The following is a 21,462-nucleotide window of genomic DNA, read 5'->3' as shown; positions in this document are numbered from 1 at the left end:
TCCCGCCCCCCACGCACATGGTCACGATGCCGTAACGCAGATTGCGCCGCTGCAACTCACGCACGATATGCCCGACCTGACGCGACCCGGTCATGCCGAACGGGTGACCGATGGAAATCGAGCCGCCGTTGACGTTGTACTTGTCGTTGTCGATTTCCAGCCGATTGCGCGCATACAGGCACTGCGAGGCAAACGCCTCGTTGAGCTCCCACAGGTCGATGTCGGCAATCTGCAAACCCTTGGCCTTGAGCAGTTTCGGTACGGAGAACACCGGGCCGATGCCCATTTCATCTGGCGCGCAACCGGCCACGGTGAAACCACGGAAGAAGGCTTTGGGTTTGAGCCCCAGTTCAAGAGCTTTTTCCAGGCTCATCACCAGGGTCATGGACGCACCGTCAGACAACTGCGATGAGTTGCCCGCCGTGACCGAACCGTCTTCGGCGAAGACCGGTTTCAAACCCGCCAGGCTTTCCAGGGTGGTGTCCGGACGGTTGCAGTCGTCGCGATCGACGATGCCATCGAGAATCTTTACCTCGCCCGTCACCTTGTCGTCGACACGGTACTTCACGGCCATCGGCACGATTTCATCGTCGAACAGCCCCGCAGCCTGTGCGTGGGCGGTACGTTGCTGGCTTTGCAGCGAATACAGGTCCTGTTCCTGGCGGCTGACGTTGTAACGACGGGCGACCACTTCGGCGGTCTGGCCCATGGGGAAGTAGATGCCCGGCACCTGCTCCTTGAGCAACGGGTTGATCAGGTTGTCGGTGTTGACGCTTTTCATGGTCAGGCTGACGGACTCGACACCCCCGGCAACGATGATGTCGCTGCAACCCGACGCGATCTGGTTGGCGGCAATGGCGATCGCCTGCAACCCCGAAGAACAGAAACGATTGAGGGTCATGCCCGCGACGCCGGTGCCCAGTTTCGACAGCACCGCGACGTTGCGACCGATGTTGAAGCCCTGGGCGCCTTCGTTGGACGCCGCGCCCACGATGCAGTCCTCGACACTGGCCGGGTCGATGCCGGTGCGTGCCAGCAAGGCGTTGACGCAGTGCGCGGCCATGTCGTCCGGACGGGTCTGGTTGAATTTGCCGCGAAAGGATTTGGCCAGGCCGGTCCGCACGCTGTCGACGATCACCACTTCACGCATGGCATACCTCATTGTTGTTATCGGTTGAGTGTGCCCCGAGGATAAGCCCACCCAATTACCCACTGCGACAATCATTCACCTCGCGTATGCGCAGCCATCGCCTCACTTCTTGTTTTTCTTCTCGTGCCTGTCGGATTTCTCGAACGCTTGTTCAAGCGCCTGATTGATGGTGCGCAAGACCTTGACCCGAGCCCAGCGCTTGTCATTGGCCTCCACCAGGGTCCAGGGCGAGATTTCGGTGCTGGTGCGGTCGACCATGTCGCCGACGGCGGCGCGGTAGTCGTCCCATTTTTCGCGATTGCGCCAATCATCCTCGGTGATTTTGAAGCGTTTGAAGGGAATTTCTTCGCGGGACTGGAAGCGCTCCAGTTGTGTCTGCTTGTCGATGGACAGCCAGAACTTGACCACGATGACCCCTGCGTCGGCGATCTGCTCTTCGAAGTCGTTGATCTCACTGTAGGCGCGCAACCAGTCCGCCGGGCTGCAGAACCCTTCGACGCGCTCCACCAGGACCCGGCCATACCAGGAGCGATCGAACACGGTGAATTTGCCCCGGGCCGGAATATGCCGCCAGAACCGCCACAGATACGGCTGCGCCCGTTCCTCTTCAGTGGGCGCGGCAATCGGCACGATGCTGTACTGACGCGGGTCCAGCGCAGCGGCCACCCGACGGATCGCCCCGCCCTTGCCCGCCGCATCGTTGCCCTCGAACACGGCGATCAAGGCGTGGCGACGCATGCGTTTGTCGCGCATCAGGCCGGAGAACCGCGCCTGCTCGGTGATCAACTGCTCTTCGTAATCAGCCTTTTCCAGACGCAAGGTGAGGTCGAGGCTGTCGAGCAGGTTCACTTGATCGACGCTGGGCATCACCGGCGCGGCGCTGACTTTTTCCGGGTGAATCTTCGGCCGCTTGAGGGCGTTCTGCAGGCCTTCGAGCAGAATCTTGCCCACCACCAGGCTGCGGTAGTGCGGATCGGCGCCGGCGATCACATGCCAGGGTGCATAGTCGCGACTGGTGCGACGCAGGATGCGTTCGCCGTACTTCACGAACTTGTCGTAGGTATGCGATTGCTGCCAGTCCAGCGGGCTGATGCGCCAGCTGTGCAGAGGGTCGTCGGCCAACGCCTTGAGGCGTGCCTTCATTTGTTTTTTGGAGAGGTGGAACCAGAACTTGAAGATCAGCGCGCCTTCATCGCACAGCATGCTTTCCAGACGCTCGGCGGCGTTGATCGCCTGATCCAGCCGCGGGTCTTTTATCTTGCCATGCACCCTGTCCTGCAGCATCTGGCTGTACCAGTTGCCGAAAAAAACCCCCATGCGCCCCTTCGCCGGCAGCATCCGCCAATAGCGCCAGGCCGGTGGGCGCGCCAGTTCCTCATCGGTTTGCTGGTCGAAGGTGCGCACTTCGATCAAGCGCGGGTCCATCCATTCGTTGAGCAGCTTGACGGTCTCGCCCTTGCCGGCGCCTTCGATGCCGTTGATCAGGATGATCACCGGGAAACGCTTCTGCTGCTGCAGTTCGAACTGCGCCTCCAGCAGGGCTTCGCGCAGGGCCGGCTCTTCGGCGTCGTAGGTTTCTTTGTCGAGGGTGTGATCGATTTCGGCGGATTCGAACATGGAGGGCTCCCTTCCAGATGTGAGCAAGACTAGCGGATTGGGCTCGGTTGATCGCAGAAAATTCCCCGCCCCTTGTAGGAGCGAGCTCGCTCGCGATGAACTCAAGGGCGGCGCGGGCATTCAGGCATCCCGGGTTATCGTTGACGTCCATCGCGAGCGAGCTCGCTCCTACAGGGGGCCGGGGGATCGGCTAGAATGCGCCCCTTGCCGTTGCCGAGCCTGCCATGAACCCTGTACTGCCCCACGCCCAGCTCGACTGGGACGACCAAGGTCGCCCGTATTCGCGAGTGTTCGACGATGTGTATTTCTCCGATCAGTCGGGGCTGGACGAAACGCGCTATGTGTTCATCGAACAGAACCGTCTGGCCGAGCGCTTTGCTGCGCTGCCGGCGGGCGGTCGATTCGTCATCGGCGAGACGGGCTTCGGTACGGGGCTTAATTTTCTCTGCGCCTGGCAGGTGTTCGCGCAACATGCCGCACCTGGCACACGGCTGCATTTCGTCAGTGTGGAAAAGTACCCGCTGAGCCCGGCGGACCTCACACGCGCCCTGGCGCTGTGGCCGGAACTCAAGCCGCTCGCCGATCAATTGTTGACCCAGTACGTGGCGATCCATCAGGGTTTCCAGCGCCTGGTGCTGGACAACGGCCGGGTGACCCTGACCCTGTTGATCGGCGATGCCCTGGAGCAACTGCCACAACTGGACGCGAAGATCGACGCCTGGTTTCTCGACGGCTTCGCCCCGGCAAAAAACCCGGACATGTGGACCGCCGAGCTGTTTGCCGAACTCGCAAGGCTGGCGGCGCCTGACTCGACCATCAGCACCTTTACCAGCACCGGTTGGGTGCGCCGACTGCTGAACGCCGCCGGTTTCAAGATGAAGCGCACGCCAGGCATCGGCCACAAATGGGAGATCCTGCGCGGCGTCTTCCTCGGCTGGCCCGCCGACACCCCGGCGCCCGTGGTGGCCAAACCCTGGTTTGCCCGCCCGGCTGCACTGACCGGTGAACGTCGGGCGCTGGTGATTGGCGCAGGCCTGGCCGGTTGCGCGACCGCCGCCAGCCTGGCGGCCCGGGGTTGGCAGGTCAGTCTGCTGGAGCGTCACGAGGCACTGGCACAGGAAGCGTCGGGCAATCCCCAGGGTGTGCTTTATCTGAAGCTATCGGCCCATGGCACGGCCCTGTCGCAATTGATCGTCAGCGGTTTCGGCTACACCCGACGCTTGCTGGAACACTTGCAACGGGGCGTCGACTGGGCCGATTGCGGCGTGCTGCAACTGGCGTTCAATGCCAAGGAAACCGAACGTCAGGCGCAGTTGGCCCAAGCCTTTGCTGAAGATTTACTGCACACACTCGATAAAGAAGCTGCCGAGGCGCGGGCTGGCATCGCACTGCAATCGGGTGGCCTGTTTTACCCCGAGGGCGGCTGGGTGCATCCACCGGCATTGTGCCAATGGCAGGCGGCGCACCCCGGTGTCCGCATCCTGACGCACCATGACGTGCTGCAACTGCGCCGAGCCGAAGGCCAGTGGCAAGCCTGGGATGGCGACAGCCTGTTGGCCCAGGCACCGGTGGTGGTGTTGGCCGGCGCTGCCGAGATCAAGCGATTCCCCTGCAGCAGCGAGCTGCCGCTCAAACGCATTCGCGGGCAGATCACCCGACTTTCCCAGACCGCACAAAGCCTGGCCCTGAGCACCGTGGTGTGCGCCGAAGGCTATGTCGCGCCGGCACGCCTGGGTGAGCACACCCTCGGTGCCAGCTTCGATTTCAACAACGACGACCTGACGCCGACCGCCGCGGAACACGCCGGCAACCTGCAGATGCTCGAAGAGATTTCCCCTGATCTGGTCGCTCGGCTGGGCGCCGATGCCTTGCAACCGGATGGCCTCGAAGGCCGAGCAGCCTTTCGCTGCACCAGCCCGGATTACCTGCCGATTGTCGGCCCGCTGGCCGACGCAGAGCGGTTCGCCGAGGCCTACAGCGCCCTGAGCAAGGATGCTCGGCAGGTGCCCGACATCCCGTGCCCATGGCTGGACGGCCTGTATGTCAACAGCGGTCACGGCTCCCGCGGGCTGATCACCGCGCCGCTGTCCGGCGAGTTGCTGGCCGCCTGGCTCGATGACGAACCCCTGCCACTGCCCAGGGCCGTGGCCGAGGCCTGTCACCCGAACCGCTTTGCCTTGCGCCGATTGATCCGAGGCAAGGCTTAAAACACGGCCGTCAGGGGCGCGCTGCCCCTGAGCAAACCGCTGCAGTTTGTGCACAAATCCGCGTTGGCCGTCCGTCCGACTTCGTCCGCTTATTACTTATCGATATAAAACTCCTGAAATCTGTGCGGGTCAGTTTCTGAGTACCCGCCATTTTGGCGCGGGATCGATTGCCCTCCCCAACGGAAAAACCGGTAAGGAATATATGTGCGGATTAGCTGGCGAGTTACGTTTTGACAATCAACCTGCAGACCTTGCAGCCGTTGAAAAAATCACCCATCACCTGGCGCCCCGTGGCCCCGATGCCTGGGGTTTCCACAGCCAGGGGCCGATCGCCCTGGGCCATCGACGCCTGAAGATCATGGACCTGTCCGACAGCTCGGCGCAGCCGATGATCGATCATCAACTGGGCCTGGCGCTGGCGTTCAATGGCGCTATCTATAACTTCCCGGAACTGCGCGCCGAACTGGAAAGCCTCGGCTACGCCTTTTATTCCGGCGGTGACACCGAAGTGCTGCTCAAGGGCTTTCATGCCTGGGGCGAAGCGCTGCTGCCCAAGCTCAATGGCATGTTCGCCTTCGCCATCTGGCAGCGCGATACGCAAACCCTGTTCATCGCCCGCGACCGTCTGGGCGTCAAACCCTTGTACCTGTCGCGCACCGGCCAGCGCCTGCGTTTTGCCTCATCGCTGCCGGCGTTGCTCAAGGGCGGTGACATCAACCCGATCCTCGATCCGGTGGCGCTCAACCATTACCTGAATTTCCACGCCGTGGTCCCGGCGCCGCGCACCTTGCTGGCGGGCGTTGAAAAACTGCCGCCGGCCACCTGGATGCGCATCGAGGCCGACGGCCGCACCGAGCAGAAAACCTGGTGGACTTTGCCCTACGGCCCCCATGACGATGAACTGAACCTGACCCTCGAAGACTGGCGCGACCGCGTGCTCGACAGCACCCGCGACGCGGTGGCGATTCGTCAGCGTGCAGCAGTCGATGTCGGTGTGCTGCTGTCCGGCGGTGTCGATTCGAGCATGCTGGTGGGCCTGTTGCGTGAAGTGGGCGTGGAAAACCTGTCGACCTTTTCCATTGGTTTCCAGGACGCCGGTGGCGAGCGCGGTGACGAGTTCCAGTACTCGGACCTGATCGCCAAGCATTACGGCACCCACCACCATCAACTGCGCATCGACGAAAAAGAGATCATCGAGCAACTGCCGGCAGCATTCCGCGCCATGAGCGAGCCGATGGTCAGCCACGACTGCATCGCCTTCTATCTGTTGTCCCGCGAAGTGGCCAAGCACTGCAAAGTGGTGCAGAGCGGCCAGGGCGCGGATGAGCTGTTCGCCGGTTATCACTGGTACCCGCAGGTCGACGGCGCCAGTGATCCCTATGCGGCCTATCGCGAAGCATTCTTCGATCGCAGCTACGAGGACTACGCCGCCACCGTGCAGCCGAGATGGCTGACGGCGAATGACGCCGCCGGTGACTTCGTGAAGGAACATTTCGCACAGCCCGGTGCGGACGCTGCGGTGGACAAGGCGCTGCGTCTGGACAGCACAGTGATGCTGGTGGACGACCCGGTCAAACGCGTGGACAACATGACCATGGCCTGGGGCCTGGAAGCGCGCACGCCGTTTCTCGACTACCGCCTGGTGGAACTCTCGGCCCGGGTGCCGGGCCGGTTCAAGTTGCCCGATGGCGGCAAGCAGGTGCTCAAGGAAGCAGCGCGGCTGGTGATCCCGAGTGAAGTGATCGATCGCAAGAAAGGTTACTTCCCGGTGCCAGGCCTCAAGCATTTGCAGGGCGACACCCTGAACTGGGTGCGCGAACTGTTGCTCGACCCAAGCCAGGATCGCGGCCTGTTCAACCCGGCCATGCTCGACCGACTGTTGACCGATCCACAAGGCCAGTTGACGCCCCTGCGCGGCTCCAAACTGTGGCAACTGGCAGCCCTGAACCTGTGGCTCAGTGAACAAGGAATCTGATTGATGAAACCTCACGCTACGGCCATCAGCCAACGCCTGTTGCGCGGTCAGACGCCTTCTTACGAACGCTTGCAGGCGCGCCTGGCCGAAGACGGCAGCGAACTGGGCGCGGCACCGATCGCGGTGCATTGCGGCTGGGGCCGGTTGCTGATCGGCCATACGTTTTCCGATGCGGCCTGCCTTGCCCGGGAATTGCTCAACGAGCAGCCGGGCGAGCGCGACATTGCACTGTACGTCGCCGCGCCCCAGCAAGTGCTGGGGCTGGAGCCGACCCAGTTGTTTCTCGACCCGTCCGACACCCTGCGCCTGTGGTTCAGCGATTATCGCCAGGCCACCCGGGTGTTTCGCGGCTTTCGCATTCGGCGCGCGCAAAGCGAGGCGGACTGGCAGGCAATCAATCAGTTGTACCTGGCCCGCGGCATGCTGCCGATCGATGCCACATTACTGACGCCGCGTCACCTGGGCGGCCCGGTGTACTGGCTGGCCGAGGACGAGGACAGCGGCGCGGTGATCGGCAGCGTCATGGGTCTCAATCATCGCAAGGCGTTCAACGATCCGGAAAACGGCAGCAGCCTGTGGTGCCTGGCGGTGGACCCGCACTGTTCGCGGCCAGGTGTCGGCGAAGTGCTGGTGCGGCATCTGGTGGAGCACTTCATGAGCCGCGGGTTGAGCTACCTTGACCTGTCGGTGTTGCACGACAACCGTCAGGCGAAGAGCCTTTACGCCAAGCTCGGTTTTCGCAACCTCTCGACCTTCGCCATCAAGCGCAAGAACGGCATCAATCAACCGCTGTTTCTCGGCCCCGGCCCCGAAGCGGAGTTCAATCCCTACGCGCGGATCATCGTCGAAGAAGCGTTGCGCCGTGGCATTGACGTGCAGGTGGACGACGCCGATGCCGGGATGTTCACCTTGAGCCACGGCGGACGCCGCGTTCGCTGCCGCGAATCCTTGAGTGACCTGACCAGCGCGGTCAGCATGACCCTGTGCCAGGACAAGAGCCTGACTCACAAAACGCTGAGAGCCGCTGGCCTGAACTTGCCCGCGCAGCAGTTGGCGGGCAATGCCGATGACAACCTGGCGTTTCTCGACGAGCACCAACGGGTGGTGGTCAAGCCGCTCGATGGTGAACAGGGTCAGGGCGTGGCGGTGGATTTACAGACCATCGAAGAGGTTCAGCAAGCCATCGAAGCGGCCCGGCAGTTCGACAGCCGGGTGTTGCTGGAGAGCTTTCACGAAGGCCTCGACCTGCGGATTGTGGTGATCGGTTTTGAAGTGGTCGCGGCCGCGATCCGTCGACCGGCGGAGGTGATCGGTGATGGGCAGCATTCGATCGGTGCGCTGATCGAAGCACAGAGTCGGCGTCGCCAGGCGGCCACCAGTGGCGAGAGCAAGATCCCGCTGGACCACGAGACCCAGCGTACGCTGCAGGACGCCGGGTATGACTACAGCAGCATTTTGCCGGCGGGCGAGCACCTGTTCGTACGGCGTACGGCCAACCTGCACACCGGCGGGATTCTGGAGGACGTCACCGCGATCCTGCACCCGACCCTGGTGGATGCGGCGGTGCGTGCGGCGCGGGCGCTGGACATTCCCATGGTCGGGCTCGACCTGATGGTGACGGCCGCCGATCAACCGGAATATGTGTTTATTGAAGCCAACGAGCGCGCCGGCCTGGCCAACCATGAACCACAGCCGACGGCGGAGCGGTTTGTGGATTTGTTGTTTCCGCTGAGTCAGGCGGTGGGCGTTTGATTATGCAGTGCCTGCACTGGCCTCTTCGCGAGCAAGCCCGCTCCCACATTTGACCGCGCCCCCCTGTGGGAGCGGGCTTGCTCTCACATTCGACCGCGCCCCCTGTGGGAGCGGGCTTGCTCGCGAAGGCGGTCGAGCAGACAACGAAGATTCACGCGTTCAACCCATCAGGAGTTTCCATGACCATCAAATACCCGGAACCAGACCTGACCTATCTGCAGAAAGTCCTGCTGGAAATGCTCGCCATTCCCAGCCCCACCGGTTTTACCGACACCATCGTGCGCTATGTCGCCGAGCGTCTGGAAGAGTTGGGCATTCCATTCGAGATGACCCGGCGCGGGACCATCCGCGCCACGCTCAAGGGCAAGAAGAACAGCCCCGACCGCGCCGTTTCCGCACACCTGGACACCATTGGCGCCGCCGTGCGCGCAGTGAAGGACAATGGCCGCCTGACCCTCGCCCCCGTCGGCTGCTGGTCCAGCCGTTTCGCCGAGGGCAGCCGGGTCAGCCTGTTCACCGATAACGGCGTGATCCGTGGCAGCGTGTTGCCGCTGATGGCCTCCGGGCACGCGTTCAACACGGCTGTGGATGAGATGCCGATCAGTTGGGATCACATCGAATTGCGCCTGGACGCCTACTGCGCCACACGGGCCGATTGCGACTCCCTGGGGATCAGCGTCGGCGACTTCGTGGCCTTCGACCCGCTGCCGGAGTTCACCGACAGCGGCCACATCAGTGCTCGTCACCTGGACGACAAGGCCGGCGTCGCGGCCCTGCTGGCGGCGCTGAAAGCCATCGTCGACAGCGGCCAGGAGTTGCAGATCGACTGTCACCCGCTGTTCACCATCACCGAGGAAACCGGCAGCGGCGCGGCGGCGGCATTGCCTTGGGACGTGAGCGAATTCGTCGGCATCGACATCGCCCCGGTCGCCCCCGGCCAGCACTCCAGTGAACACGCGGTGAGCGTCGCGATGCAGGATTCCGGCGGGCCCTATGACTATCACCTGTCGCGGCACCTGTTGCGACTGGCCAGCGACAACGAATTGCCGGTGCGTCGCGATCTGTTCCGCTACTACTTCAGCGATGCCCATTCGGCGGTGACCGCCGGCCATGACATCCGCACCGCCCTGCTCGCCTTCGGCTGCGACGCGACCCACGGCTATGAACGCACCCACATCGACAGCCTCGCCGCCCTCAGCCGACTGCTCGGCGCCTACATCCTCAGCCCGCCAGTGTTCGCCAGCGACGCGCAACCGGCCCAGGGTTCACTGGACCGGTTCAGCCACCAGATCGAACACGACACCCAGATGGAAAGCGATACCCGGGTGCCGCCGGTGGATAGCCTGGTGGGGCAGCGCAACGATAGCTAGGGCCAGCGGGAGCTGCCCAAGGCTGCGATCTTTTGATGAACAATGTTGCGGCCAGCGCCAAAGATCAAAAAATCGCAGCCTTCGGCAGCTCCCACTGGTGGTGCGTTCCTATCCGCCGTAGCATCCCGTCATTGTTTACCCGAGGTGCTTATGCTGATTCCCCACGACCAACTTGAAGTCGACACCCTGACCCGCCTGATCGAAGATTTCGTGACCCGCGACGGTACCGACAACGGCGACGACACGCCGCTGCAAACCCGCGTGCTGCGGGTGCGTCAGGCCTTGACCAAGGGCCAGGCACTGATCGTCTTCGATCCGGAAAGCGAGCAGTGCCAGTTGATGCTCAAGCACGACGTGCCCAAGCATTTATTCGACTGACTTTTTCTTTTTCGGCAGTTTTTTCTTGATCCGCTCGTAGATCTCGGCGCGGTGCACATTGATGCTGCGTGGCGCTTCGATACCGAAGCGCACGTTGTTGCCGTCGACGGCGACGACGCGTATGGAAATGTCATCGCCGATTGAAATCATTTCGCCCACAACGCGGCTGAGTACTAGCATGGCCTTTGCCCTTCGAGGTTACCGGACCTTGAAGATGCCCCCCACGGTTCGGCGCCACAAGGCAACGGCGGTAATCCAGACATGCCTGACAGCCCAAGGCCCGCTCACCTGAAGGAAACGTCCGACAATGCAGGACCGATCCTTCAGGACGCGGACAAACGCGGGCCGAACAGGATGATGCTGGCCCCGATCACGCACAGCGCCACACCGATCCAGTCCGAGCCCAGCGGACGTACCCGCTCGACCACCGCCAGCCAGCCAATCGACGCCACGATGTAGATACCGCCGTAAGCGGCATAGGCGCGCCCGGCGTAAGTGGCTTCGATGCGGGTCAGCAACAGGGCGAACAAGGTCAGGCTGAGCAGTGCCGGCACCACCCACCAGACGCTTTTGCCTTGGCGCAGCCACATCCAGAACGCAAAACAACCGGCGATTTCAAACAGCGCGGCGAGGAAGAACCACAGGTAATTGAGCATGGGCGTGTCTCGTTGGGATGGCCGATGGCGGCCACCCTAACGAGGCTGTGGATCAGCGGCAAGTTCAGCCCGCGTTTTGTTTGGCCTTGGCGCGCATCTTGTCGGCCATGAGGGTCATTTCGTTGTACAGCAATTGCGGGTTCTTCTGTTTCAGGGCCCAGGCCATGCGGCCCTGTTCGTGGGGCAGGATCATGAACTCGCCGGCAGCCACCTGCTGGTAGATGTAGTCGGCAATGTCCGCGGCGCTGATCGGCGAGCTTTCCAGCAACTTGCCGACCTGGGCTTTCATGGCCGGGGTCGGGCCGCGGAACGAATCGAGCAGGTTGGTCTGGAAGAACGACGGGCACACCACATGCACGCCCACTTCCTGGTGCGCCAGTTCAATCAGCAGACTTTCCGACAACGCCACCACACCGGCCTTGGCCACGTTGTAGTTGCTCATGGCCGGGCCTTGCATCAGCGCCGCCATGGAGGCGATGTTGATGATCTTGCCCTTGCTCTTTTCCAGCAGCGGCAGGAACGCCTTGCAGCCTTTGACGACCCCCATCAGGTTGATTGCGATCTGCCAGTCCCAGTCCTCCAATGACAGCTCGCTGAAGAAGCCGCCGGAGGCCACACCGGCGTTGTTGACGATCACGTCGATGCCGCCCAGTTTCACTTCGCAGGCCTGGGCGAAGGCGGTCAGTTGGCTGTAATCGCGCACGTCGCAGCGCTGGATGAAACCGTCGCCGCCGGCTTCGCGCACTAATCTCAGGGTTTCCTGCAGGCCCGGCTCGCTGACGTCGGACAAGGCCAGCTGCCAGCCTTCGCGCGCCCAGCGCAACGCGATTTCGCGACCCAGGCCGGAGCCCGCACCAGTGATCATCATGCGATTTTGCATAGAGACAGCCTTGTTGTTCCGGGGAAGATGCGTCGAGTGTAGCGAAGGCGGCAGCCCGACCCACGCTCCATCAGATTGCTGAATGGCCCAGGCAAACCGCCAGCGCGTCGCCCCTAACTAACCGCGGTGAAATCGAAATAAGCCAGTGTTCGAAAAACATTAAAAAAACTTGGAATTTTCTTCGATGCACGATAGTCGGACTAGTTAAGCAGCTCGAATTAATAGCATTCCCGCTGACCATTAAACACTGGGTCATTCCTGAATACTTACAGCAAGGAAATAGACATGGGCACAATTCTACTCATCATTCTGATCTTGTTACTGATCGGTGGTTTACCGGTCTTCCCGCACTCCAGAAGTTGGGGTTATGGCCCGTCCGGTATCATCGGCGTGGTGTTGGTGGTGATACTGATCCTGTTGTTACTCGGAAAGATATGAAGATCTGACCGGCAAAAAAAGAGGCCCTTTTTCAAGGGCCTCTTTTTTATTGCGTGTTGTTTAGCCGAGCCTGTTAGTCCGGCTTGCCATCGACTACACCAGCGGTGTTATCGAGCAGGCTTTTGGTTGCCGTTTGCAGGAACGATTCCAGCCTGGTTCTCATCTCGGCGGTACGCGGCGCATTGGGAATCACTTCGGCGTGCGGATTGGCCCCGAGTTCGTAAGCGTACATCTTCGGCTCCATGTCCTTGTCCTTGGGCAACACCAGAATCTGGTCAGCCGTGATGATGGCGGTGGTCTGCTCGCTGCCCGAAGGCTTGATCACGCCGAAGCCGGTATCGCCCTCCGGCAGGTTCAGCAGGTCGCGGCCCCAGCACTGGTGACGCACTTCGCCACCGATCCGCCCCATGATGGTCGGCACGATGTCGACCTGGGTGCCGACGGTGTGGTCAAGCTTGCCGAACTTTTCTTGAATGCCCGGTGCGATCATCAGCATCGGCACGTTGAAACGTCCCAGGTCCATTTCGGTGATCTGGCGCTCGTTGCCGAAGCCGTGGTCGCCGACGATGACGAACAGGGTTTCCTTGAAGTACGGCTCCTTGCGGGCCTGTTCGAAGAACTGACCCAGCGCCCAGTCCGCGTAACGCATGGCGGTCAGGTGCTCGTTGAGGCTGCCGCGATCGGTCACGCGCTCGACCGGCAATGGTGTCGGCAAGGCGTATGGCGTGTGGTTGGACAGGGTTTGCAGCAAGGCATAGAAAGGTTTCTTGTCCTTGCCGTCGCGGGCTTTCAACTCTTCCAGGCCACGGGTGAACATGTCCTGGTCGGACACGCCCCAGGTCGGGTCGGAGAACACCGGGTTGACGAAGTCGTTACGGCCGACGAAGTTGGTCATGCCCTGGTTGCTGAAGAAGCCCGACTGGTTGTCCCAGGCGAAGTCGCCGTTGTAGACGTAGACGTCGTCGTAGTTGCGGGCGCTGAGCAGCTGCGGCAGGCCGGACAGTTTGTGGCTGCCTTCCGGGGTCTGCATCAGGTATTCGAAGCCCGGCAGGTTCGGGAAGCACGCCATGGTGGCGAACATGCCCTGGTGGGTGTGGGTGCCGTTGGAGAAGAAGCGGTCGAACAGCAGGCCCTCCTGGGACAGTTTGTCCAGGTACGGCGTGATGTTGCCCGGCCCGCCCAGCGCACCGACCGAGTGACCGGCCATGCTTTCCATCAGGATCACGACCACGTTCTTGATCGGCAGGGTCTTGTCGGCCGGTGGTGTGTAGTCGCGACGCACGGCGGCAGTCTCGCCATCCACCAGTTTGTCGTCCTTCATCACCAGCATGTCGCGTACGGTCTGCTGTGCCATCGGTTGCGGCAGGGTCGCTTTCCAGATGTTGTCGCGATCTTCGGACATGCGGCTTTTCGCCGCCGCTATCAGGGACAGCGTGCCGTTGAGGCCCAATTGGTTGGCGAAGTTGGAGTCGGTGGTGTAGACGTCACCCCAACGCATGGGCGGGCCCTGACGCAGGGTGCCACGGGCGGCGACCACGCAGATCAGCAGGCAGACCACGAACACCGCAACGCGGGTGTACCACGGCGCCACCTGGCGAGTGCCGATGCTGCCGCCGCTGAACGGGCCCCGTGGGCGAGTGGCGCGGTCGGCGCCCTTGAACGCCAGGCTGAGAATCCAGGTGCCCACGGCCCATGCCAGCAGGTAGCGAACCACCGGGAAACCGTACCAGAGCATGCTCATCACGGTTTTCGGGTCTTCTTTCACATACTGGAACACCAGGCCGTTGAGGCGCTGGTGGAACTCGCGGTAGAAATCCATCTCCATCAGGCCCAGGAACAGCGCGATGCTGGAGGCTACCGTCAGCCAGAAGCGGAAGAATCCGCGCGCGGCCATGGCCCGGGCACTGAACAGTGCCAGCAGCAACGGAACGCTCAGGTACACCACCAGGCGCAGGTCGAAACGCAGGCCGTTGGCGAACGCTTCGACAAAGGTCGAGGCCGGGGTGTCGAGGATCATCTCGCGGTTGTAGACCAGCAGCGCGAGGCGCAGCAGGCTGAACATGACCATCATGACCAGGGCACACAACAAGGTGTAGGCCAGATGCGATTTGACGGTCGGTTGCAGCAGGCGACTAGAAGCTCGCTGCTGATTCAGGGCGTCCGGGATTGCCATGTCGTTTTAGGACCCATTGGAAGTTGAAGTTTCAAAAATACAGCGGCGCCCTGCCCTCTATTGGCCAATACCTGGCCCGGGGGGTTGCGCGGTGCGCAAATGTTGCACGATCAACCGTGGCATTGCCATTGATAACTGTTGGGTCATGCCGGCGCGCGCGAATTGTCTTGGAGGCTTTGTGAAAATTCTGTGCAGCGAATATTCGGAAACACAATAAAGGTTCCGAGCTGAATGCAGGCTGACCCGGTCGTGTGCGTTTCTGTAGGAGCGAGCTTGCTCGCGATGAATGTCAGGACAACGCGGGGCATCAGCCAGCCCGCGTCATCGTTGACGACCATCGCGAGCAAGCTCGGCTCCTACAAGGTTTGGTGGTAGCCATAAAACCTGTGGGAGCTGGCCTGCCAGCGATGAATGTGGATGGCAAGATGATTTACTTCTCGGCCAGGGCCTTGAGGTTTTTCAGGGTGTTGAACGGGGCATCCACCACGAACTTGTTGGCCACCATCGACGGCACGCTGCCGCCCGGCTCGGTGTGCACCTGGTAGGTCACTTCAATCTGATCGCCCTTGGGCACGAACTTCCAGAAGCCTTCGACCTTGGCCACGCGCACGAAGCCTTTTTCTTCGGGGATGTACTTGGGTACGCCTTCGAGCTTGCGGGTCAGGCTGCCATCGGCGCCTTCGAGGGTGGTGATGTGCAGCACCGAGTCACGGGGGGTGACCGGCCATGGGGTATTGAATTGGGTGTAGGTCCAGCTCTGATCGCCTTCGTGCTTGAGCAGCTTCTGCAGCTTGCACTCGTGAATCCAGGCACAGGCGCCCGACACGTCTTCCTGCAACGCCCGCAACTTGGCCATGGTGGTTTTCATCAGGGTGACGCCCTGATAAGCCTTGTAGTCGGAACCGGCCACTTCACTCAGGGACACCTTGATGCCGTCTTCATTCTTGGCCACTTTCCAGTCTTCGGCCTGGGCGACCGAAGTGGCCAACACCGCCGTCAAACCCAACAACACAGCCATACGATGCAGCGAACCCATAGTCTTATTCCTTATTGTTGAAGTTCCGTTGCTCAAACACATCACGCCGCGGTCATTTGCTCCCACCAGCCAATCAACCGGATGGCGTCTTCACTGCTGTTGCCGCACACCTCGACATCCGCCTCGAACGCCGAACAGACCGCCGGGCGCTCGGGCTTGCCGAAAATGCTGCACAGGTTTTCGGCAGACAATTGCACGCAACGTTCCCCGGCGGCTTTGCCCTGGGGCATGCCGGGAATGGGCGAACTGATGGATGGGGCAATACAACAGGCGCCACAGCCTTCACGGCATTTCATGACGACGAGCTCCTCGTGACGGGCGATGTGTTAAAGGACGGGGCACAGAGTAACCGCTAAAACAGTTGTTTAAAATTACCGGGGCGCGGGTTTTCGGTGTGACCGGGCAGTCTCCGACAAAGCGTCTGCCCAGCGGCTCCAGGGAACAGAAGCATCACCGCTTGAATTCGAACTCCAGGGCAGCGCCCTTGACTTCACGGCGCTCCTCGTTGCGCAGCTGCAATTGCATTTCGTTGCTGATCAGGCGTCCGTTGAGCTGAAACGGGGTGCTCTTGTCACCGAACATCTGCGGCAATATTGCTTCGTGCCGGGGCAGCGGCACGGTGCCGACCGGGTCCAGCTCATCGACCATGTCCTTGGGCAGGCTCAAATCCAGGTTGGCCGACGGCAGCTGGGTTTTCACCACTTCGCTGGCCGGTTTCGACTTGGCTGCAATCGGTGGGCGCTTTTTCACCACATCGGTCTTCTTCTTGACCGGTGCAGTTTTTTTCACCGGAGCCGTTTTGGCGGGCGTGGTTTTTTTTGCAGGCGTGCTGGCCGTCGGTTTGTCTTGTGCGGATGCGGCCAGAACGGTGACCGGTTGAGCACTGACAAACAGGCAGATCAATAACCAGGCGGCAGGAAAAATCGGTTTCATGAACCCAACGGCGCACATCGCGCAAACGACAGAGGGGTCATATGCTCGCCTGTTGCAGCCGCCATGACAAGCACGGGCAGGAACAACCTGCCCGCCCTGTCAAAAGCCGAGGGCTGTCTCCTGGCAAAGCTGGGTGGCCAGCATGCCCAGGGTCATCAAGGCACGCTCGGCCTCCCGGTTCCAGGCGGTGCCACAGTTAAGCCGAATACAGTGGTTGAACTGCTCGGTATTACTGAAAATCAGCCCCGGCGCGATGCTGATGCCCTGCTGCAAGGCTCGCACATGCAGCTCTTGGGTGTTGACCCGACCGGGCAGGCTTACCCACAGAATGAAACCGCCGGTGGGCCGGGTCATTTGCGTGCCTTCGGGGAAATACTGCTGCACCGCCAACTGGAAGGCGCTGAGGTTCTTGCGGTACTCCTGACGGATGTAGCGCAAATGCCGGTCGTAGCCGCCATTCTCCAGATACGCCGCAATCCCCATCTGCGTGACGCTGCAGGCGGAATGGGTACTGAACGTCTGCAAGCGCTGGATTTCCTGCTGGAACTTGCCGGCGATCATCCAGCCGATCCGCACCCCAGGCGACAGGGTCTTGGAAAAGCTCGAGCAATAGATCACCCGGTCCAGACGGTCATAGGCCTTGAGCGCCTTGGTGCGACCCTGCTCGAACATCAGTTCGCCGTAGATATCGTCCTCGACGATCTGAATGTCGAAATCCGACGCCAGGCGCAGCAACTGTTTCTGCCGCTCTTCGGGCATGGTACCGCCCAGTGGATTGCTCAGGCGCGTGGTCAGCACCAGGGCCTTGATCGACCATTGGTTGGCCGCCAATTGCAGGGCTTCCAGACTCATGCCGGTGGCGGGATCGCTGGGAATCTCGATGACTTTGAGCCCCAGCAGATCCGCCAATTGCAGCAACCCGTAATAGGTCGGCGATTCGGCAGCGATCAGGTCGCCCGGCCGGGTCAGCACGCGCAAGGACATCTGCAACGCGTCAACGCAGCCGTGGGTGATCACCACTTCCGACGGATCGACCACCACCCCGGCATCGCGCATGCGGATCGCCACCTGGCGGCGCAGCGGCTCGAAACCGGGACTGAACATGTAACTGAACGCACGAGGGCTGTGGAAACGGGTGACTTTGGCCAGTTGCTGATGCAGCGCCCGCACCGGCAGATAGTCGACGCTCGGCACTGCCGCGCCCAGCGGAAACACGCCTTCGCGACGGGATTCGACCAATACCTGTTGAATGATGCTGCTGCGAGTGACCAGGCCTGGGCGCTCGACCCGGGCAATGTCCGGGGTCGGTGCGGTCAGGGCCGGCGTCTGGTGGACGTAATAGCCGGACTGCGGCCGGGCACGGATCAGCCCCTGGTCTTCGAGATTGGCGTAGGCCTGCAGGACCGTGGCATGGCTGACATTGAGCTGCGAGCTCATCTTGCGCACCGAAGGCACGCGCTCTCCCGGTTGGTAGACGCCGCGGCGGATGTCTTCAGCCAGTTGTTGAGCAATACGTTGGTAGAGCAAGAGGTTGGTCATGACGCAGCACTCGATTTCACAGGCGTTTTATTCTTGTTCGAAACGATACCGGAACAGTTTAGAAGTGTACTGGGACAGTTGCCACAATAGTCGACCATACAGTGCAGTGTCAGCAAAAAACTGTACTGTTTGCGATGGGTTTGGCAGGCATAAAAAAACCCGGCGCTGCATGGCAGGCCGGGTTTTCCAATGACGCCGTCCTTAGCGGGCGGCGCCGAGTTGGCCTTTTTCGTCGGAAAACACAATTTCCACGCGACGGTTTTGCGCGCGCCCACGCTCCGAGGCATTGGCGTCCACCGGGTATTCGTCGCCGTAACCTTCGACCTGAATGCGCTTGTCGTCGATGCCCAGGTCCGTCAGCACGTCCGCCACCGATTGCGCACGGTCACGGGACAGCTTGAGGTTTTCCTGCTTGCCGCCGGTACTGTCGGCATAGCCTTCGATGCGCACCACACGCTTGGGGTTGAGTTGCAGGAATTGCACGATCTTGAGCACTACGCGGTTGGCCGAGCTTTTCAGTTCCGCCTCACCGGTATCGAACAGCACATCGCCCAGGGTCATGACCAGACCACGGTCGGTCTGGGTGGTGGCCATCGCCACGATCTGCTCTTCGAGCCACTTGCCCTGTTGCTGCACACTAAGCAACTTGGATTCGCGCAGGGCCAGTTGCAGGCGCTGGCGTTCCAGTTCGAGCTTGGCGGCACGCTCTTCGTTGAGCACCTGATTGGTGTGCTCGCGGGCGATTTCGCTGTAGCGCTGACTCAGGTAAGCGTAGTGCGCCACGTCAGAACCGCTGCCCCAGTAGCTGGACAACCGATCGGCCCGGGCCAGGGACTCGCCGGCGCGGATCACGTCCTTGGGCGCGATGCGCAACACGTTGGAGTCTTCCTTGACCTTTTGAAAGTCGGCACCGGCCTGCTGCAACGCCGCTTCGCTGTGTTGACCGGCGCAGCCGTAGAGGCTTGCGCAACCGGCCAGGATCAACCCGCCGATAACCTTGGATCCGAGGTTCATTGGGCATCTCCCAATTGCTTGCGCAGGCGGGCGATGCGGGTGTTGAGCACGTTCAACTGCTCTTCGCTCTTGAGGGTCAGGACCCGTGCCTCCGCCAGACGCGCATCCAGTTCGGCCTGTTCGGCCCGCATGCGCGCGTTCTTGAAGGATTGACCGGCCATGCTGCCCTGGGCGCGATGGTATTTGTCTTCGGCCAGTTTCATTTCCGGCACTTCATCGGGCGTGGCGCCAACGGCCTTGGCTTGTTCGAGTGCCTGTGCGGTCAGGCGCATTTGTTCATTCGGCGCCGGATCGGCTGCACAACCCGCCAGAGCCATAACGGCCAGGGCAGCGAAAAGAGGTCGGATACTCACTAAAAATCCCTACTGTTTTGGGGCACTGACAGGTTGTTTCTGCTGCGCGTTCCAACGCTCGATATTGCGTTGCAGTACAGCCTCCGTCAGTCCGGACGCGGGCAATTCTGTCATCTTTTTGGCCAGCTGTCCGCGCAACCACGGATCGTTGCAGGCGGAGTTGTGGGAAATCGCCAGATACAGACCAGGCTTGTCGACCGGTTGCGCCCGAGCGACCAGATCGTTTGCCATGCCCAGGGTTTTCGCCATTGCCAGACCCGAGTAGCGGCCGGCCAGGACAAATTCCACCTCGCCCAACAGCAGCTTCTGAAAGGCCTGGGTCAGGTTGGCGGTACGCGTCAGGGTCAATTGCTGTTCGGCCAAACCGGCGAATTGCGCCGTCAATCGGGACTTTTCAGACAAAGCGCCAGGGTGGCCGTGCAGGTCCTGCAGGTCGTTGTAGACCAATGACGAATCCTTGCGCGTCCAGACCAGGTAATCGTTTTCCAGCAGCGGTGGATGGATGTAGTCCATGGTTTCCAGTTCGCTGACGGTCAAGGGGGCATCGGCCAGCAAGTCCATGCGACCGCTGCGCACTTCCTCCAGGGCCTGGGAACGCTTGCCGGCGTAAAGCAGTTCGACCTTGATGCCCAACTCCCCTGCCACGTGATCGAGCAGGTCGGCACTGGCGCCGATCAGGTGTTTGGGGTTTTGCGGGTCTTGCCACAGATAAGGTGGCGCGTCCGGGCTGCCGGTGACGACGAGGCGTTCGCATTTGCCTGCTGCATGGGTCAAACCCGGCAACATCGTCAAACCAAGCAGGATCCAGCCAAATCGCAGGTCCATGGCAATACTCCGGTTGTGTCCCTGTAGGAGCGAGCTCGCTCGCGATGGTTTCAGATGCACCGCGCGTGTCCAGGCCCCCGGCGTCATCGTTGACGGCCATCGCGAGCGAGCTCGCTCCTACGGAAAAGCGCAAAAAAAACCCGGCCATAAGGCCGGGCTCTTTATAAGTGAAGCAGCCGGTTTAGACCAGCTTCTCCAGCTCAGGGATGGCTTCGAACAAGTCCGCCACCAGGCCGTAATCGGCCACCTGGAAGATCGGCGCTTCTTCGTCCTTGTTGATCGCAACGATCACTTTGGAGTCTTTCATGCCGGCCAGGTGCTGGATCGCGCCGGAGATACCGACGGCGATGTACAGCTGTGGTGCAACGATCTTGCCGGTCTGACCGACCTGCATGTCGTTGGGTACGAAACCTGCGTCGACCGCGGCGCGCGAGGCACCCACGGCAGCGCCCAGCTTGTCGGCCAGGGCGTACAGGTGTTTGAAGTTGTCACCGTTCTGCATGCCGCGCCCGCCGGAAACGACGATCTTGGCAGCGGTCAGTTCCGGACGATCGGACTTGGCCAGTTCTTCGCCGACGAAGCTGGAGATGCCTGCGTCGTGAGCAGCAGCAACGGCTTCAACCGAAGCGGAACCGCCTTCAGCGGCAACCGGGTCGAAACCGGTGGCACGCACGGTGATCACTTTCACGGCAGCGTTCGACTGAACGGTAGCGATGGCGTTACCGGCGTAGATCGGACGCTTGAAGGTGTCGGCGCTTTCCACCGAGATGATCTCGGAGATCTGGTCAACGTCCAGCGCAGCGGCAACGCGTGGCAGGATGTTTTTGCCGTTGGAGGTGGCGGCAGCCAGGATGTGGCTGTAGCTCTTGCCCAACTCTGCAACCAGAGGCGCGATGTTTTCTGGCAGTTGGTGAGCGTAGGCGGCGTTGTCAGCGACCAGTACTTTAGCCACGCCAGCGATTTTCGCAGCGGCTTCAGCCACGGCGCCCGCGCCTTGGCCTGCAACCAGAACGTGGATGTCGCCGCCGATTTTGGCAGCGGCAGCCACGGTGTTCAGCGTGGCCGGGGCAACTACTTTGTTGTCGTGTTCAGCAATAACCAAGATAGTCATTTAGATTACCTTCGCTTCGTTTTTCAGTTTCTCGACCAGTTCAGCCACCGACTTG

At 61.4% G+C, this 21,462-nt stretch carries 20 protein-coding genes; 6 read left to right on the top strand and 14 right to left on the bottom strand.

All coding sequences use genetic code 11. From position 1 onward, the window contains the following. Together B0W55_RS22690 and pap are read right to left on the bottom strand one after the other, a co-directional pair. Positions 1–1,150 (bottom strand): thiolase family protein (locus B0W55_RS22690; RefSeq protein WP_077048146.1); only part of this gene is annotated, 1,150 nt, incomplete at its 3' end. A 102-nt stretch (positions 1,151–1,252) separates the two neighbouring features. Continuing rightward, positions 1,253–2,767, bottom strand: coding sequence for a polyphosphate:AMP phosphotransferase (gene pap, locus B0W55_RS22685; protein WP_077048145.1), 1,515 nt, complete (start codon positions 2,765–2,767; stop codon positions 1,253–1,255). A 224-nt stretch (positions 2,768–2,991) separates the two neighbouring features. On the opposite strand from pap, the gene mnmC reads away from it, so the two are divergent. The 5 genes from mnmC to B0W55_RS22660 all read left to right on the top strand — a co-directional run bounded on the left by mnmC (position 2,992) and on the right by B0W55_RS22660 (position 10,449). Next, on the top strand, positions 2,992–4,974 hold the full coding sequence (gene mnmC, locus B0W55_RS22680; RefSeq protein WP_077048144.1) for a bifunctional tRNA (5-methylaminomethyl-2-thiouridine)(34)-methyltransferase MnmD/FAD-dependent 5-carboxymethylaminomethyl-2-thiouridine(34) oxidoreductase MnmC: 1,983 nt from the start codon (positions 2,992–2,994) through the stop codon (positions 4,972–4,974). Positions 4,975–5,176: 202 nt separating this feature from the next. Then, a complete protein-coding gene (locus tag B0W55_RS22675; protein ID WP_077048143.1) occupies positions 5,177–6,949 on the top strand; it encodes an N-acetylglutaminylglutamine amidotransferase in 1,773 nt (590 codons plus the stop codon). Between the two features lie 3 nt (positions 6,950–6,952). Further along, positions 6,953–8,701: an N-acetylglutaminylglutamine synthetase gene (ngg, locus tag B0W55_RS22670; protein WP_077048142.1), complete on the top strand. Its 1,749-nt coding sequence runs from the start codon at positions 6,953–6,955 to the stop codon at positions 8,699–8,701. 179 nt (positions 8,702–8,880) lie between these two features. Then, entirely contained in the window at positions 8,881–10,071 is a 1,191-nt protein-coding gene (locus tag B0W55_RS22665) for an osmoprotectant NAGGN system M42 family peptidase (RefSeq protein ID WP_077048141.1), read from the top strand. 150 nt (positions 10,072–10,221) lie between these two features. Continuing rightward, positions 10,222–10,449, top strand: a complete 228-nt coding sequence (locus B0W55_RS22660; RefSeq protein ID WP_053161819.1) for a YheU family protein — start codon at positions 10,222–10,224, stop codon at positions 10,447–10,449. On the opposite strand, the gene csrA is transcribed toward B0W55_RS22660, so the two are convergent. The 3 genes from csrA to B0W55_RS22645 all read right to left on the bottom strand — a co-directional run bounded on the left by csrA (position 10,438) and on the right by B0W55_RS22645 (position 11,985). Beyond that, positions 10,438–10,629 (bottom strand): carbon storage regulator CsrA, encoded by a 192-nt coding sequence (gene csrA / locus B0W55_RS22655; protein WP_077048140.1) that lies wholly within the window; start codon positions 10,627–10,629, stop codon positions 10,438–10,440. The genes B0W55_RS22660 and csrA overlap by 12 nt on opposite strands. Before the next feature lie 143 nt (positions 10,630–10,772). Next, complete coding sequence (locus B0W55_RS22650; protein ID WP_077048139.1) at positions 10,773–11,105, bottom strand: YnfA family protein; 333 nt, start codon at positions 11,103–11,105, stop codon at positions 10,773–10,775. A 64-nt stretch (positions 11,106–11,169) separates the two neighbouring features. Beyond that, positions 11,170–11,985 carry an SDR family oxidoreductase gene (locus tag B0W55_RS22645; protein ID WP_077048138.1) on the bottom strand — a complete coding sequence of 272 codons (816 nt, stop codon included), beginning with the start codon at positions 11,983–11,985 and terminating at the stop codon, positions 11,170–11,172. 279 nt (positions 11,986–12,264) lie between these two features. Between B0W55_RS22645 and B0W55_RS22640 the strand changes: the two genes are divergently transcribed. Beyond that, positions 12,265–12,423 carry a DUF3309 family protein gene (locus tag B0W55_RS22640; protein WP_170948722.1) on the top strand — a complete coding sequence of 53 codons (159 nt, stop codon included), beginning with the start codon at positions 12,265–12,267 and terminating at the stop codon, positions 12,421–12,423. A gap of 73 nt (positions 12,424–12,496) precedes the next feature. On the opposite strand, the gene B0W55_RS22635 is transcribed toward B0W55_RS22640, so the two are convergent. The 9 genes from B0W55_RS22635 to B0W55_RS22590 all read right to left on the bottom strand — a co-directional run bounded on the left by B0W55_RS22635 (position 12,497) and on the right by B0W55_RS22590 (position 21,407). Further along, entirely contained in the window at positions 12,497–14,596 is a 2,100-nt protein-coding gene (locus tag B0W55_RS22635) for an LTA synthase family protein (RefSeq protein ID WP_077048137.1), read from the bottom strand. Positions 14,597–15,026: 430 nt separating this feature from the next. Beyond that, complete coding sequence (locus tag B0W55_RS22625; protein WP_077048135.1) at positions 15,027–15,632, bottom strand: START domain-containing protein; 606 nt, start codon at positions 15,630–15,632, stop codon at positions 15,027–15,029. Positions 15,633–15,673: 41 nt separating this feature from the next. Then, on the bottom strand, positions 15,674–15,928 hold the full coding sequence (locus B0W55_RS22620; protein WP_077048134.1) for a YkgJ family cysteine cluster protein: 255 nt from the start codon (positions 15,926–15,928) through the stop codon (positions 15,674–15,676). 154 nt (positions 15,929–16,082) lie between these two features. Beyond that, positions 16,083–16,565 carry a translation initiation factor 2 gene (locus tag B0W55_RS22615; RefSeq protein WP_077048147.1) on the bottom strand — a complete coding sequence of 161 codons (483 nt, stop codon included), beginning with the start codon at positions 16,563–16,565 and terminating at the stop codon, positions 16,083–16,085. A 99-nt stretch (positions 16,566–16,664) separates the two neighbouring features. Next, the gene (locus tag B0W55_RS22610) at positions 16,665–18,104 is read right to left on the bottom strand and encodes a PLP-dependent aminotransferase family protein (protein ID WP_077048133.1); all 1,440 of its coding nucleotides are present in this window, start codon (positions 18,102–18,104) and stop codon (positions 16,665–16,667) included. Between the two features lie 201 nt (positions 18,105–18,305). Continuing rightward, positions 18,306–19,118 carry an OmpA family protein gene (locus B0W55_RS22605; protein ID WP_077048132.1) on the bottom strand — a complete coding sequence of 271 codons (813 nt, stop codon included), beginning with the start codon at positions 19,116–19,118 and terminating at the stop codon, positions 18,306–18,308. After that, positions 19,115–19,471 carry a DUF4398 domain-containing protein gene (locus tag B0W55_RS22600; RefSeq protein WP_077048131.1) on the bottom strand — a complete coding sequence of 119 codons (357 nt, stop codon included), beginning with the start codon at positions 19,469–19,471 and terminating at the stop codon, positions 19,115–19,117. Before B0W55_RS22600 ends, B0W55_RS22605 begins: the two co-directional genes overlap by 4 nt. Positions 19,472–19,480: 9 nt before the next feature. Further along, complete coding sequence (locus B0W55_RS22595; RefSeq protein WP_077048130.1) at positions 19,481–20,296, bottom strand: ABC transporter substrate-binding protein; 816 nt, start codon at positions 20,294–20,296, stop codon at positions 19,481–19,483. Between the two features lie 181 nt (positions 20,297–20,477). Further along, on the bottom strand, positions 20,478–21,407 hold the full coding sequence (locus B0W55_RS22590) for an electron transfer flavoprotein subunit alpha/FixB family protein (protein WP_077048129.1): 930 nt from the start codon (positions 21,405–21,407) through the stop codon (positions 20,478–20,480). Positions 21,408–21,462 lie beyond the last annotated feature (55 nt).

This window comes from Pseudomonas sp. KK4 (assembly GCF_001984065.1).
Classification (GTDB): Bacteria; Pseudomonadota; Gammaproteobacteria; order Pseudomonadales; family Pseudomonadaceae; genus Aquipseudomonas.
Note: the sequence above shows the minus strand (reverse complement) of the source record. Positions and strands in the feature narration are given on the sequence as shown.

Coding starts and splice junctions, on each gene's coding strand:
- B0W55_RS22590 (WP_077048129.1), bottom strand. CDS start 21,407: ATGACTATCTTGGTTATTGCTGAACACGACAACAAAGTAGTTGCCCCG.
- ngg (WP_077048142.1), top strand. CDS start 6,953: ATGAAACCTCACGCTACGGCCATCAGCCAACGCCTGTTGCGCGGTCAG.
- mnmC (WP_077048144.1), top strand. CDS start 2,992: ATGAACCCTGTACTGCCCCACGCCCAGCTCGACTGGGACGACCAAGGT.
- B0W55_RS22610 (WP_077048133.1), bottom strand. CDS start 18,104: ATGACCAACCTCTTGCTCTACCAACGTATTGCTCAACAACTGGCTGAA.
- B0W55_RS22625 (WP_077048135.1), bottom strand. CDS start 15,632: ATGGGTTCGCTGCATCGTATGGCTGTGTTGTTGGGTTTGACGGCGGTG.
- B0W55_RS22665 (WP_077048141.1), top strand. CDS start 8,881: ATGACCATCAAATACCCGGAACCAGACCTGACCTATCTGCAGAAAGTC.
- B0W55_RS22620 (WP_077048134.1), bottom strand. CDS start 15,928: ATGAAATGCCGTGAAGGCTGTGGCGCCTGTTGTATTGCCCCATCCATC.
- B0W55_RS22615 (WP_077048147.1), bottom strand. CDS start 16,565: ATGAAACCGATTTTTCCTGCCGCCTGGTTATTGATCTGCCTGTTTGTC.
- csrA (WP_077048140.1), bottom strand. CDS start 10,629: ATGCTAGTACTCAGCCGCGTTGTGGGCGAAATGATTTCAATCGGCGAT.
- pap (WP_077048145.1), bottom strand. CDS start 2,767: ATGTTCGAATCCGCCGAAATCGATCACACCCTCGACAAAGAAACCTAC.
- B0W55_RS22605 (WP_077048132.1), bottom strand. CDS start 19,118: ATGAACCTCGGATCCAAGGTTATCGGCGGGTTGATCCTGGCCGGTTGC.
- B0W55_RS22595 (WP_077048130.1), bottom strand. CDS start 20,296: ATGGACCTGCGATTTGGCTGGATCCTGCTTGGTTTGACGATGTTGCCG.
- B0W55_RS22650 (WP_077048139.1), bottom strand. CDS start 11,105: ATGCTCAATTACCTGTGGTTCTTCCTCGCCGCGCTGTTTGAAATCGCC.
- B0W55_RS22660 (WP_053161819.1), top strand. CDS start 10,222: ATGCTGATTCCCCACGACCAACTTGAAGTCGACACCCTGACCCGCCTG.
- B0W55_RS22645 (WP_077048138.1), bottom strand. CDS start 11,985: ATGCAAAATCGCATGATGATCACTGGTGCGGGCTCCGGCCTGGGTCGC.
- B0W55_RS22675 (WP_077048143.1), top strand. CDS start 5,177: ATGTGCGGATTAGCTGGCGAGTTACGTTTTGACAATCAACCTGCAGAC.
- B0W55_RS22635 (WP_077048137.1), bottom strand. CDS start 14,596: ATGGCAATCCCGGACGCCCTGAATCAGCAGCGAGCTTCTAGTCGCCTG.